Source organism: Arcobacter siniprincipis (SeqCode), assembly GCF_048571125.1.
Taxonomy (GTDB): domain Bacteria; phylum Campylobacterota; class Campylobacteria; order Campylobacterales; family Arcobacteraceae; genus Arcobacter; species Arcobacter siniprincipis.
The window spans coordinates 2,786,950-2,800,032 of record NZ_CP182343.1; the positions used below are offsets into that span (position 1 = coordinate 2,786,950).

Genomic DNA, 13,083 nt, shown 5'->3' on the forward strand with positions numbered 1-13,083 from the left:
TACAGAAAAAGCCTTTAATGGAGATTGAATGTCATTAGTTAACGATTATTTTTTGCTTTATCATGGTAAAACTTGTGAGCAGAAAATTACATATGGAACAGAGCACTACAAAAATAGAGATGAGTTTTTTGAAGTAGCAGCATTAGTACTAGCCCCTACAAGAAAAGATTATGAAAAGTATATATCATTAGATAGTTTTAAAAAATTAATTACCCATGTTACAAACAAAAAAGTAAAAAGTTTAGATGAGTTAAATCAACTACAATATTGCATAATAGATTCAATTGAAAATGATACAAAGAATTGCCAAATTGAGAAACTTCATGAGAGTTTAGAGTATCTAAAAAAAGAGCGTATTTTAGACTCTTCAAATTTTAATAAACTAATATCTCTTTTTGATCCTAAAGAACTAGGACTTTGTGATGAAGATTCAAAAGATGACCATATTCAAATTGATGAATCAAAATCATTTAAAGAAATAAAAATTGATTTTGAAAACCTAATAATAGAATTAGAAGAAATTTTTCAATCACAAGAGTATAAAGAAGAATTAGCAAATACAAAAGAATATCTAGAAAACCAGAAGTTCTCAATAGGAATTACAGGTGTTATGAATGCTGGTAAATCTACAATGCTAAATGCTCTAATGGGAAAAGAAATTCTAGGTAGTGCAGTAGTTCCAGAAACAGCAAATTTGACTATTGTAAAGCATGGTACACCAGAAGCAAATGTTTTTTATTGGAATAAAGAAGAGTGGAATAGAATTGAACAATCAGGAAAACAATTAGAGTCAATCAAAGAGTTTGTACATGAAACTAAAAAAATATTTGGTGATGAAATAAATAATTATATACAAGAAGATTCATATAGCGAAAAAGTTGATATTAATAATCTTGCAGCTTATACATCAGCAGAAGCCAGCGGTAAAAAATGTAATTTAGTAAAATATGTTGAACTAAAATCTGATTTAAGATTTTTGGAAGATGGAATAGAAATCGTTGATACTCCAGGATTAGATGACCCCGTAATTCAAAGGGAAGAGATAACAAAAGAGTATTTAAATCAATGTGATTTAATGATTCACTTAATGAATGTATCCCAAAGTGCAACACTAAAAGATGTAGAGTTTATAATAGATGCCCTACTTTATCAAAATATAACAAAACTTTTAATTGTAATAACAAGAGCAGATACTGTTGAAAAAGAGCAATTACAAGAAGTAATAGACTACACAAAAACTTCCATTGAAGCTCAATTAAAAGCTCAAAATAAAGATAGCCAGCTAGATTACATACTTAGAAATATAAAATTTATACCAATTTCTGGAATGATGGCATTGTACCATCGAACAGGAAGAGAAAAGAAAGCATTAGATGCTGGCTTTAAAGTAGAAGATACAGGTATTATAGACATTGAAAACTATCTTGAAGAAACACTATTTGGTAAAAGCTCCTCAAAAACTGATTTGATAATAAAAGGTATTAAAACTCAACTTAGAAAAACAATAGAAAAAGAGATAAAATCTTTTAATTATGAATTGATTTTATTAGGTAAATCAAAAGAAGAATTAGAAGAAGATTTAAAGGACTTTGCAAAGAAAAAATCTACAAATGAATCAATTTTTGAAGCAATGAATGAAGACATTGTTGTATATAAAAATGATGCCAAAAGTTATATTCTTACCTTAGAAACATTTTTGGAAAATGAGCTTTTAGATTTACAAGAGATTATTAGAAAAAGAGTTTTTTCAGATGTTAAATACTCTTTTGAAAAGACTAAAAAAAGACCAGAATCAAAGAGAATCAAAAGTATAGTTGAAACAGCTATAAAAGATGGAATTGTAGATGTCATTAGAGACTATAGATACAAATTTATTAAAAAGTCTCAGAATATTGGTGAAGTATTTGAACAAAAATATCAAGAAATGGGATTTACTATTGGGCATAAAAATGAAAATTTTGATGCTAGAGGATTCTTTGAAAATGATTTTAAAACAGGATTTTTGACATCATCAAATGAAGTATTAATAAATAAAATAACAAATGAAGTTTCAAAAAGTAAAGATTCAAAACTAGGTGAATTAGATAGAAGTTTACAAGAGTTTATAAAAGAAGAATTTGAACCAATCGAAAAAAACATAAAAGAAAAAGCCCAAAATGTCTCACAAATTTTAATTGATAATTTCTTTACACAAATTTCTGAACCACTTAAAGTTTTTGAGAAAAAATTAATAAAAGACGAAAAAGCTTTACAAGATAGAATTTCTTCATTTGAAGAAAATGACTCACAAAAAGATGAGTTAACTATAGAGATTCACAAAAAAATCAAAAAACTTGAAACATTTAGCAGGGAGCTTAAAGCATGAGTATCTTAAATAGTTTTGTAAAAGAGTACAGCGATAAGTTTTTTGAAAAAGAAGAGGTATTTGAGACTGGATTAGTAGGTGATATAAAAAAAGTAAGTGTAAAGCTTATGGATGAAAAGTTTCACCCATCTTTTCAATTAAAATCTATATTAGATAAACAATTAAGACGAGCAAGATACCCTATGGAAGTTGCAATTACTGGACAATTTTCTTCAGGTAAATCTACATTTTTAAATGCCCTACTTTCAAAAAATATTTTGCCAACAGGAATTACTCCTGTTACTTCAAAAGTTAACTTTTTAAATTATGGAGAAGAGTATAAATTAAAAATAACTTATTACTCAGGTGCTCAAGAATATGCCCCTATTGAAGCAATAGCTGACTTTACAGATCAAAGAAAGAGTGAGATGAGTGAGATCAAGTATCTTACACTTTATGCGCCTATGGACATATTAAAAGATATCTCTTTTGTGGATACACCAGGACTTAATTCTCAAAGTCAAAGTGATACAGATACTACAAGAAAAGTATTAAGAGATGTTGGTGGTATTATTTGGTTAACACTTATTGATAATGCAGGTAAAAAATCTGAAGCAGAAGTGCTAGAAGAGTATATGGAACAATTTAAAAATAAATCTCTTTGTGTACTTAATCAAAAAGACAAATTTACCCAAGAACAAATCGAAACTACAACAAAATATGTAAGAGAAAAATTCTCTAAATATTTTGCCCAAGTTACACCAATCTCAGCTAAAATGGCACTTCAAGCAAGAGCCCATGATAAAGATGTTTTGATAAATGATGAATATGAAAAATTCATTAGTGAATTTAAAAATGATTTAAAAAATAACGAAGTTGAATCTTTAAACTTTTTTGAAAATAAATTTACAGAATACAAAAATAAAATATCAAAAATAAATCTTCAAGACTCAAAAGATAATATAAAACTTCAAGAAGAATCAAATATACAAAAAGTAATTGATTTCATAGAAAATACAATAAGACCACAAGCACTAGAATCAAAAGAATTTGCGATTAAAAGAGACCTTATGGGGATTTGCGATATTTTAGTAAGTGAATATCAAAATATTCTAGGAGTATATGATAATCTAGTAGAAATTCTGAAATCATCAGAAAATGATGTGTTAAATGCCTTAGACAATATTCATAAAAAATACTCTAAAGAGCTATTTGCCATTTACAACTCATTAGAAGCTATTATGGAAAAAATGGCACATGAAACATTTAAAAATATCAAAACAGTAAAAGCAAATAGATACGAAAATAAAACAGGCTTTTTAAATAAAGAAAACTATGCAAAAATAGAATACAATACATATTGGATAGACAGTGATAATGTATATAAAAACCTATTTTATGACGACCAAACAATTGACAAAATGTTTAAAAAATCAATTAAAGATTTAAAACAAATAGAACTAAGTGCAGATGAATCATTTAGAGATGTTTATCGAACAATAAAAAGTAATGTTCACAGATGGCAAGAACCGTATGAATTAATTAAAAAAAATAGAGATGTTGCTTCAGATGTAGAGTTTTCAACAACAAGACACTTTGCAGCAAAAGTTTATGAAAATGTACTAATTTCATACCATAGAGCAATATTAGAAAATATTTCAGCACTTAGAAAAAAGTTTGCATATTTTAATGGTGCCTTATCATATAGCTATATTCAAACGACACAAGCTACTATTGCTCACTTTGAACAACAAATAGCTGAATCAATAATATTATATGAAAAAGAACCAACAAAATTTACAGTATATCATCCAAGAGAAGATGAGATACTAACAAAATTAAAAGCAAATTTTGGATTTGAAAAAATTGAAGACTTTTTAACTTCAAAAAGAAACTATTTATTTAAAATTATAAAATATTCAAAAGAACAATATCTAGAAATAAATGAAGAGAGAATAAACTTTGTTGAATCAAGAAAAGGTGAATATATAGATAAAATCGAGGATTTGAAAAAGATAAAAGATGAAATTTAATAAGTTTTATCTTAAATTTCCAAATTTAGATAGATTTAAGCTAAATACTATTGACAATATTGCATTTTTTTAATATTATTTCAGTCCATTTTGATTGGGGTATCGCCAAGTGGTAAGGCCTCGGCTTTTGGTGCCGATATTCGCAGGTTCGAATCCTGCTACCCCATCCAAATTGTTTTTTTATGTGCGAGTGTGGCGGAATAGGTAGACGCGTGGGACTTAAAATCCCATTCCGGTTTCGGAGTATCGGTTCGATTCCGATCATTCGCACCATAAAAGAGCGGGAGTAGCTCAGTTGGCTAGAGCTTCTGCCTTCCAAGCAGATTGTCGCGAGTTCGAGTCTCGTCTCCCGCTCCACTTTATATGTAATGACCCGTTAGCTCAGTTGGTAGAGCATCTCACTTTTAATGAGGGGGCCAATGGTTCGAATCCATTACGGGTCACCATTACAATTTTATACCGCGGAATAGAGCAGCCCGGTAGCTCGTCGGGCTCATAACCCGAAGGTCGTAGGTTCAAATCCTGCTTCCGCAACCAAAAAATTTAGCCATAGTGTCAAGGTAGCTCAGCTGGCTAGAGCGCTGGTCTCATAAGCCGGAGGTCGGGAGTTCAAGTCTCCCTCTTGACACCATTTCTAACACACGCTGGTGTAGCTCAGTTGGCTAGAGCAGCTGATTTGTAATCAGCAGGTCGGGGGTTCAACTCCCTTCACCAGCTCCATTTTATAAATTACACACTAATAACAAACATAGAGAGTTGCCAGAGTTGGTCGAATGGACCGGTTTTGAAAACCGGCGAGGTTCACGCCTCCGAGGGTTCGAATCCCTTGCTCTCTGCCACTATTTAATTACTTTTTAAAACTTATCTTCTTTTAAACAAAAAATAATCATATTTGGAATATACTTCGCAAAAATAGCAGGGACTTCTCAAATGAGCGAAGAAATAGAAAATATTGTCACTAAAAAAGATAAAAATTTATTTGAAAGATTTTTTTCAAATATTACAAATTTTGACCGTTTTTTAGATCAAAAAATTGACTTTGTATTATTAAAAATAATCAATATCCTTAGATATGCTTTTATAATAGTTATGATTATGTATCTTGCCGTTTGTCTTATGAGTTTATCCCATAAAGTTATTGCTATGACTATTAATCAAGGAGTATTAGACTTTGACTCAATAAAAAATATTTTAACAGATGGTTTATTTATCTTGATTATTTTAGCAATCGTAAAATCTTTTTTTATCAAACATAGTTTTGATTATGCAATTACATTTTTAGAAATAGCCTTTGTTGTTTTGGTTCGAAAACTAATACTACTTCAAACTGAACCATCAGAAACATTTCTTTTACTTGTTTTAGGTTTTACCTCTGCTTTATTTTTTGTTCTTATAATATATGTGCATCAATACATAAAAAAAGAAAAGGTGGAAAATAAATGATTAATTTAGAATATACAGATATTTTTGATGGTAATAAAATAAAAAAAATACAATTTTCTAAACACCTTATAAAAAGTCCATATAAAGAGAAGTCACTCTTTGCCATTTTAGTTGATGGTAAATCAATGGAGCCTGTTATAAATCACAAGGCAGTAATAATTGCAGACTTATCAAATAAAAAACTTGAAGATTCAAGTATTTATTTAATTTATTATGAAAATAAAATGTGGGTTAAAAAATATGATTTATTAAATAAAATTTTTATCTCTATCAATCCTGATTTCTCTCATTTAGTTTACAAAGAAGAAGATATTCATTTAGTAGCCAAAGTAATACTCACTTTTACCACATTTTAACCTTCATAAAAAAAACTACACAATTTCTTTCAAAATCACTAATCAATAATACTATGCCATAAATATGCCATTATTTATTTGTACTATTTTTTCAATTAAATATAAAAGGTACAATTATGAAAAAAGTAATTATTATTGGGGCAAGTTACGCGGGTTTATATGCGGCAAAAGAACTTTCAAAGAATAAAAATATTGAGATTTTACTCTTTGATAAAAATGACTATCATTACATGCAAGTGGAAGCTTATGGCTTTGTTGCTACAAAATATGATACTTCAGAAATAACAATAAGTATAAATAATTTTGTACAAAAGTTAAATTCAAATATCACATTTTACAAAAAAGAAATTCTCTCCTTTGATGCAAATTCTAATACTATCACTACAAAAGATAAAAATACTTTTAACTATGATTATTTAATTATAGCTACAGGTTCTCTCACTAATTTCCCAATTCAAGTTCCAAATATACAAAAATATTCTACAGGAATAAAAACTCTCCAAAGGGCAACTCAAGTAAATAAAATGTATCTAGATATCCTAGAAAAAATGAATATGAGTTCTTCTGATATAGAGGAATATAATATTGTTATTGGTGGAGCTGGACTTTCAGGTGTTGAGATTGCAGCAGAAATGTCAACAGTATTTAAAAATAAGAATATTTCTAAAATAAATATCTCTATTGTTGATGGGATGAATATGGTCCTACCAAATATGAATGAAAGATTAGTTTCAGAATGCCAAAAAAGACTAAAAGAACTAGGTATACAAATATATTTAGGATCTTTTATAAAAGATGTAGATGAAAAAAATATATATTTAGCAAATGATACACAAATAAAATATGACTATTTCATATTTACAGGTGGAATAAAAGGAATAACAATTGATTCACAAAAAGATTACGAAGTAAATAAACTTAATCAATATATTACGGATGACTACTTACATCTAAAAGGTGAAGATAATATATTTGTAATTGGAGATGTTGCGGAAGTTACTTATAATAATAAATATTTTGCCCCTACTGCACAATTAGCCATCAGTGCAGGTCATTATGTTGCTTCATATATTCAAAAAGAAATTAATAATTCTCAATACAATATCATGGATACTTTCAAGCCAAAACTAAAAGGTACACTTATCTCTCTAGGTGGTAATTATGCCATTGGATTACTATTTAATAAGTACTTTGCAAAAGGATTCTTCATCCATATGTTAAAACATTTTGTTACAAAACTTCATAGAAATGCACTTTCATAAAATATAAAGTAATGACATAATTTTGTCATTTTTTACAATTATAATCATTTTGGAAAAAGAGAACTGGTATTTTTATAACAAATGTAACTTATAAATTAAAGGAGTATAAATGTCAAAAATAGCTTTTATTGGTTTAGGGAATATGGGTGAACCTATGGCTATAAATTTAATCAAATCTGGACATAAATTGAAAGTATTTGATTTAGCTGCTGAACCATTAAAAAGAACAGAAAAACTTGGTGCAACTATTGCAAAAACTGCAGGGGAATGTGTTGAAGATGCAGAGTTTGTTATTAGTATGTTACCAGCTGGTAAACATGTAGAGGGGTTATATTTAGGCGAAACTAATCTATTAGAAAAAGTTTCAAAAGATTGCATTGTAATTGATTGTAGCACTATTGATGTAGCTACAACAAAAAAATTATCACAAGAAGCAAATAAAAGAAATATTAATATCCTTGATGCACCTGTATCAGGTGGTGTAGGTGGAGCGAAAGCTGGAACTTTAAGTTTTATGGTTGGGGGAACTAAACAAAACTTTGAAGTAATTAAAAGTTTATTATCGTGTATGGGTAAAAATATATTTCATGCAGGAGAATCTGGTGCTGGTCAAATGGCAAAAGCTTGTAATAACATGTTATTAGGAATTTTGATGGTGGGAACATCAGAAACTTTACAACTTGGAATTGCAAATGGCTTAGATCCAAAAATTTTATCTGAAATTATGTTAAATAGTAGCGGAAGAAATTGGACCTTGGAAGTTTACAATCCATCACCTAATATATTAGAAAATGTTCCATCAAGTAATAACTATGAAGGGGGATTTGCATTGGATTTAATGTTAAAAGATATGAATTTAGCTATGCAAGCTAGTTCTGAAAGTAAATCAGCTACACCCTTAGGATCTCTGTCTAGATGTTTATATGCACAATACTCAAATATGGGTAATGGACACAAAGATTTTTCATCTATTTATGATTATTTTTCTACAAAGTAAGAAAGATATTAATATAAAAATTAAATTATAAAAAACAAAGGACTACTATGAAAATTACGAATTTAGCGATGGCATCTGTTATCACTTTAAGCATTGGTGCCACTTCTGGTTTGGCTGAAGATAAAAAAGTTTTACTTAAAGTTCCAACAGCATATACAACTAATTTAGTTGGTTTAGGAACACCGTTAGTCTCTTTTAAGAAAACAGTAGAATCAATTTCTTCAACAATAAAAGTAAAGATTTATGAACCAAATAAACTTATTGCTCCATTTGAAATCTTAGATGCTGTATCTGATGGTAAAGTAAATGCAGGTTGGGCATATGCTGGTTATTGGAAGGGTAAAATTCCTTCGGCAGCAATTTTCTCAGCTGTACCATTTGGTCCAGAAGCTCCAGAATTTATTGCTTGGATGTATAAAGGAAATGGATTAAAGCTGTATCAAAAAATGTATGATACTGCAAAATATAATGTACATGTATTACCTTGTTCAATATCTTCTCCAGAAACTGCTGGTTGGTTTACAAAAGAAATTAATGGCCCAGAAGACTTTAAAGGTCTAAAAATGAGATTTGCAGGTTTAGGGGGAGATGTTTTAACTAAATTAGGAACATCTGTATCATTACTTCCAGGTGGTGAACTATTTTCGGGATTAGAAAAAGGTGTAATTGATGCAACTGAATTTTCAATGCCTGCAGTTGACCAAAAATTAGGATTTTCTAAAATTGCTAAATATAATTATTTCCCAGGTTGGCATCAACAAGCTACATTTTTTGAATTATTAATTAATAAAGACACATGGAATGGTATGAGTGCACAACAACAAAGTGCAGTATCAACTACTTGTGAAGCAAATATAACTGATTCATTAGCAGAAAGTGAAGCTATACAAGGTGCTGTTATTAAGAAAAATATAAAAGAAAGAGGTGTACTTGTAAAAAAATTATCGCCAGAAACATTAGAAGCGCTTAGAGGTGCTTGGAAAGAAGCATTAGTAGACCTTAGAAAAGATCCAGAATTTGATGCCGTATGGAAAGATTTATCAGAATTTAGAGCTAATTATAAATACTGGAATGACTTAGCATTTTTACCTAGAAACTAAAAAATTTAAAAAGGAATACTATGAAAATAACAGACCACATAGTTGAACCATTAAAAATTTATGATGATATTACACATACAAGGGATAGTGAAGTAACTTCAAAAGATGAAGAGTTTCCTAAAATTTGTAAAATTTTAAATGCTTTTGTATTTAAAGTTGGGACAGCCATTTCATGGCTGTCTATTCTTTTAATTGCAATAATAGTTATACAAGTACTTTTAAGATATTTATTTTCTATAAATTTAGTGCAACTAGAAGAGTTACAGTGGCATCTATATGCCACCATTATAATGTTTGGATTATCTTATGCAATGGTTAATCACTCACATGTTAGAGTTGATATTTTAAGAGTGAAGTTTAATCCAAGACTACAAAGAAAAATTGAAATATTTGGTGTTTTAATATTAATGATTCCATTTATATTAATTGTTATTAAATATGGTGTGGATCTGACAGAAGAAGCACTAAGAATAAACGAAAGATCAAGTTCACCTACAGGATTACCTTATAGATGGATTGTTAAAAGTGTTATGCCAATTAGCTTTAGTTTATTATTAATTGCAAGTATTTCAAGAGTTATTAGACATACGAGCTATTTATTAAAAGGCAGAAAAAATGGAAATTAATGATTATTTAGTTATTTCAATGTTTGTATCATTTATTTTACTACTTATCACAGGAATTCCAGTTGCTTGGGTTCTAGGTGGAGTGGGAATATTATTTGTAGTAGTGGGATATATTTCAGATATGTATTTTGGGACAATAACAGGATTAGATTTTAGTACGATTGGACTTGTATCAAATAGAATATTTCAAATAATGCATAATTGGGTTTTAGTAGCATTGCCTTTATTTATTTTTATGGGCTTAGCTTTAGATGAATCAGGAATTGCAGAAAAACTTTTAAAATCTTTACAAATGTTTTTTGGGAAAATGAGAGGTGGATTAGCAATCACTGTTGTACTTTTAGGAGTACTACTTGCTGCATCAACAGGAATAATTGGAGCATCAGTTGTTCTTTTAGCTGTAATGAGTTTACCAATTATGTTAAAGCAAGGATATGACAAGCAAACAGCATTGGGTGTTATAGCAAGTTCAGGAACCCTTGGAATTTTAATACCACCAAGTATTATGCTTATTATTATGGCAGACCAATTAAGTATTTCAGTTGGAAATCTTTTTATGGGAGCAGTATTTCCAGGATTGATTTTAGGTTTATTATATATTTCGTATTTAGTAATATTAGGATTTATTAAACCTAAAAAAATGCCTTTAATTCAAGATAATGAAGAACCACATGAAGGCTCAGATATTGTTTTATATTGGGATTTATTTAAAAATATTATTCCTCCAGTTATTTTAATATTATCAGTATTAGGTTCAATATTTTTTGGATTAGCAACAACAACAGAAGCTTCTGGGATTGGTGCACTTGGAGCCTTAATTTTGATGGCAATAAATGGACATTTAACATTAAGTAAAGTTAAAAAAATATGTATGTCAACTATGAATACATCAGGATATATATTTGCTATTTTTGTAGGGGCTACATGCTTTTCATTAGTATTAAGAGAATTAGGTGGAGATGAAGTAATAATATCTGCCCTACACTCAATTTCTGATAACCCTGTTATTGTTATTTTATTTATTTTAGGATTAGTGTTTCTTTTAGGTTTTGTTTTAGATTGGATTGAAATTACACTAATTATTTTACCTTTAGTTGCACCAATTATCTCTCATCTTGCCATTGAAATTAATGGTTTTGGAATTGATAATGCAACCTTAGTTTGGTTTGTGCTACTTGTAGCAATGACCTTGCAAACCTCATTTTTAACACCACCAGTTGGGTTTGCATTATTTTATTTAAAAGGTGTATGTCCACCAGAAATTCAGTTATTAGATATATATAAAGGTGTAATTCCTTTTATAATCTTACAACTTATTGGGTTAGCGATAGTATTTTTCTTCCCAGAAGTAGTAACTTGGTTACCTTCAATCGCATATTAAATTAAATTATAAGGAAATTAAATGAAAAAATTAGAAATTATAGTAAGTAATAAATTTATAGAAAGTGAAACAACTCAATATTTTGATAAAGTTTCTCCATTAACACAAGAAGTACAGGTACAAGTACCATTATGTACAAAAAATGAGATAGATGATGCAGTTGAAAAAGCTCATAAAGCTTATTTGTCATGGAAAGATACTCCAATAATGACAAGAACAAGATTAATGTTTAACTACCAAACTTTGATAAAAGAAAATATTGATGAAATAGCTGAAATATTAAGTATTGAACAAGGGAAAACTTTTGATGATGCAAAAGGAGATATCGTAAGAGGATATGAAGTTGTTGAGTTCGCTTGTAGTGCACCAACACTTATGATGGGAGAAACTGTTGAACATGTTTCAAATAAAATGAATACATACTCTTACAAACAACCATTAGGTGTTTGTGCAGGAGTTACACCATTTAATTTTCCAGCAATGATTCCTCTATGGATGTTTCCAATGGCAATAGTTAGTGGTAATGCATTTATTTTAAAACCATCAGAAATGGTTCCAAATACAACTATGAAACTTGCAGAACTATTCATTAAAGCTGGAGCACCTAAAGATTTATTACAAGTTGTTCATGGACAAAAAGATCAAGTTGATTACTTATTAGATAATCCAAAAGTTAGAGCATACTCTTTTGTTGGTTCACCAGAAGTTGGTGCATACATTTATTCAAGAGCAACTGCAAACCTAAAAAGAGCACAAGCTTTTGTAGGAGCAAAAAATCATATGGTTATTATGCCTGATGCAAATAAAGAAAATGTATTAAATGCCTTAGTAGGATCTTCTATGGGTGCAGCAGGACAAAGATGTATGGGAATTTCAGTTGCTTTATTTGTAGGAAAATCAAAAGAGTGGATTCCTGAATTAATTCAAAAAATAAAAGAAGTAAAACCTGGAGCATGGAATGATAAAAGTGCCAATTATGGACCAATTATCACAAAAACTGCCCTAAATAGAATCGAAAGTATCATAGAAGAAGGTGTTAAAGATGGAGCATCTCTAGTACTTGATGGAAGAAATGCAAAAGTTGATGGATATGATGAAGGGAACTGGGTTGGACCAACTGTTTTTACAGGAGTAACAACAGATATGTCAATTTATACTAAAGAGATTTTTGGACCTGTACTATCTATATTAGAACCAAAAAATTTAAATGAAGCACTAGATATTATAAATAATAATATGTTTGGAAATGGAACATCAATCTTCACTTCAAGTGGAGCAAGTGCAACAAAATTTAGAAGAGAAGTTCAAGTAGGACAAGTAGGTGTTAACTTACCAATTCCTGTGCCTTTACCATTTTTCTCTTTTACAGGATGGAGAGGTTCTTTCTATGGTGATTTACACGCTTACGGAAAACAAGCAATAACTTTTTATACAGAAACAAAAACTGTTACTGAAAAATGGTTTGAAGATGAAGAGAATGAAGATGTTGCATTTGATTTCAAAGCTGATCATTCAAAATAATAATTAACAAAAAGGCTTAT

At 29.4% G+C, this 13,083-nt stretch carries 10 protein-coding genes and 8 tRNA genes; all 18 read left to right on the forward strand.

Features of this window, described 5'->3' with window-relative positions:
* Positions 1 to 28 precede the first annotated feature (28 nt).
* The 18 genes from ACNI3D_RS14125 (at position 29) to ACNI3D_RS14210 (ending at position 13,063) form a co-directional block, all read left to right on the forward strand.
* Complete coding sequence (locus ACNI3D_RS14125; RefSeq protein ID WP_419767455.1) at positions 29 to 2,365, forward strand: dynamin family protein; 2,337 nt, start codon at positions 29 to 31, stop codon at positions 2,363 to 2,365.
* Complete coding sequence (locus tag ACNI3D_RS14130) at positions 2,362 to 4,377, forward strand: dynamin family protein (RefSeq protein ID WP_419767456.1); 2,016 nt, start codon at positions 2,362 to 2,364, stop codon at positions 4,375 to 4,377. The genes ACNI3D_RS14125 and ACNI3D_RS14130 overlap by 4 nt, the downstream gene beginning before the upstream one ends.
* Positions 4,378 to 4,472: 95 nt before the next feature.
* A tRNA-Gln gene (locus ACNI3D_RS14135) sits at positions 4,473 to 4,547 on the forward strand.
* 16 nt (positions 4,548 to 4,563) lie between these two features.
* Positions 4,564 to 4,650, forward strand: a tRNA-Leu gene (locus tag ACNI3D_RS14140).
* A gap of 7 nt (positions 4,651 to 4,657) precedes the next feature.
* Positions 4,658 to 4,734, forward strand: a tRNA-Gly gene (locus tag ACNI3D_RS14145).
* A 13-nt stretch (positions 4,735 to 4,747) separates the two neighbouring features.
* Positions 4,748 to 4,823: transfer RNA gene (locus ACNI3D_RS14150), tRNA-Lys, on the forward strand.
* 14 nt (positions 4,824 to 4,837) lie between these two features.
* Positions 4,838 to 4,914 (forward strand) — tRNA-Met (locus tag ACNI3D_RS14155).
* Positions 4,915 to 4,931: 17 nt separating this feature from the next.
* Positions 4,932 to 5,008 (forward strand) — tRNA-Met (locus tag ACNI3D_RS14160).
* 12 nt (positions 5,009 to 5,020) lie between these two features.
* Positions 5,021 to 5,097, forward strand: a tRNA-Thr gene (locus ACNI3D_RS14165).
* A gap of 30 nt (positions 5,098 to 5,127) precedes the next feature.
* Positions 5,128 to 5,216, forward strand: a tRNA-Ser gene (locus tag ACNI3D_RS14170).
* Between the two features lie 91 nt (positions 5,217 to 5,307).
* A complete protein-coding gene (locus ACNI3D_RS14175) occupies positions 5,308 to 5,820 on the forward strand; it encodes a hypothetical protein (RefSeq protein ID WP_419767457.1) in 513 nt (170 codons plus the stop codon).
* The gene (locus ACNI3D_RS14180) at positions 5,817 to 6,176 is read left to right on the forward strand and encodes a S24 family peptidase (RefSeq protein ID WP_419767458.1); all 360 of its coding nucleotides are present in this window, start codon (positions 5,817 to 5,819) and stop codon (positions 6,174 to 6,176) included. The genes ACNI3D_RS14175 and ACNI3D_RS14180 overlap by 4 nt, the downstream gene beginning before the upstream one ends.
* 116 nt (positions 6,177 to 6,292) lie before the next feature.
* On the forward strand, positions 6,293 to 7,438 hold the full coding sequence (locus ACNI3D_RS14185; RefSeq protein WP_419767459.1) for an NAD(P)/FAD-dependent oxidoreductase: 1,146 nt from the start codon (positions 6,293 to 6,295) through the stop codon (positions 7,436 to 7,438).
* A gap of 109 nt (positions 7,439 to 7,547) precedes the next feature.
* A complete protein-coding gene (mmsB, locus tag ACNI3D_RS14190) occupies positions 7,548 to 8,435 on the forward strand; it encodes a 3-hydroxyisobutyrate dehydrogenase (RefSeq protein ID WP_419767460.1) in 888 nt (295 codons plus the stop codon).
* A 47-nt stretch (positions 8,436 to 8,482) separates the two neighbouring features.
* Positions 8,483 to 9,535, forward strand: coding sequence for a TRAP transporter substrate-binding protein (locus ACNI3D_RS14195; protein WP_419767461.1), 1,053 nt, complete (start codon positions 8,483 to 8,485; stop codon positions 9,533 to 9,535).
* A 20-nt stretch (positions 9,536 to 9,555) separates the two neighbouring features.
* On the forward strand, positions 9,556 to 10,161 hold the full coding sequence (locus ACNI3D_RS14200; RefSeq protein ID WP_129099660.1) for a TRAP transporter small permease subunit: 606 nt from the start codon (positions 9,556 to 9,558) through the stop codon (positions 10,159 to 10,161).
* Positions 10,151 to 11,542, forward strand: coding sequence for a TRAP transporter large permease (locus tag ACNI3D_RS14205; RefSeq protein ID WP_419767462.1), 1,392 nt, complete (start codon positions 10,151 to 10,153; stop codon positions 11,540 to 11,542). Before ACNI3D_RS14200 ends, ACNI3D_RS14205 begins: the two co-directional genes overlap by 11 nt.
* 21 nt (positions 11,543 to 11,563) lie before the next feature.
* Positions 11,564 to 13,063 (forward strand): CoA-acylating methylmalonate-semialdehyde dehydrogenase, encoded by a 1,500-nt coding sequence (locus tag ACNI3D_RS14210; RefSeq protein WP_419767463.1) that lies wholly within the window; start codon positions 11,564 to 11,566, stop codon positions 13,061 to 13,063.
* Positions 13,064 to 13,083: the final 20 nt, after the last annotated feature.

What these genes read in the sequence shown, in the direction of transcription:
- ACNI3D_RS14125 (WP_419767455.1), top strand. Translation starts at nt 29, where the DNA reads ATGTCATTAGTTAACGATTATTTTTTGCTTTATCATGGTAAAACTTGT.
- ACNI3D_RS14130 (WP_419767456.1), top strand. Translation starts at nt 2,362, where the DNA reads ATGAGTATCTTAAATAGTTTTGTAAAAGAGTACAGCGATAAGTTTTTT.
- ACNI3D_RS14175 (WP_419767457.1), top strand. Translation starts at nt 5,308, where the DNA reads ATGAGCGAAGAAATAGAAAATATTGTCACTAAAAAAGATAAAAATTTA.
- ACNI3D_RS14180 (WP_419767458.1), top strand. Translation starts at nt 5,817, where the DNA reads ATGATTAATTTAGAATATACAGATATTTTTGATGGTAATAAAATAAAA.
- ACNI3D_RS14185 (WP_419767459.1), top strand. Translation starts at nt 6,293, where the DNA reads ATGAAAAAAGTAATTATTATTGGGGCAAGTTACGCGGGTTTATATGCG.
- mmsB (WP_419767460.1), top strand. Translation starts at nt 7,548, where the DNA reads ATGTCAAAAATAGCTTTTATTGGTTTAGGGAATATGGGTGAACCTATG.
- ACNI3D_RS14195 (WP_419767461.1), top strand. Translation starts at nt 8,483, where the DNA reads ATGAAAATTACGAATTTAGCGATGGCATCTGTTATCACTTTAAGCATT.
- ACNI3D_RS14200 (WP_129099660.1), top strand. Translation starts at nt 9,556, where the DNA reads ATGAAAATAACAGACCACATAGTTGAACCATTAAAAATTTATGATGAT.
- ACNI3D_RS14205 (WP_419767462.1), top strand. Translation starts at nt 10,151, where the DNA reads ATGGAAATTAATGATTATTTAGTTATTTCAATGTTTGTATCATTTATT.
- ACNI3D_RS14210 (WP_419767463.1), top strand. Translation starts at nt 11,564, where the DNA reads ATGAAAAAATTAGAAATTATAGTAAGTAATAAATTTATAGAAAGTGAA.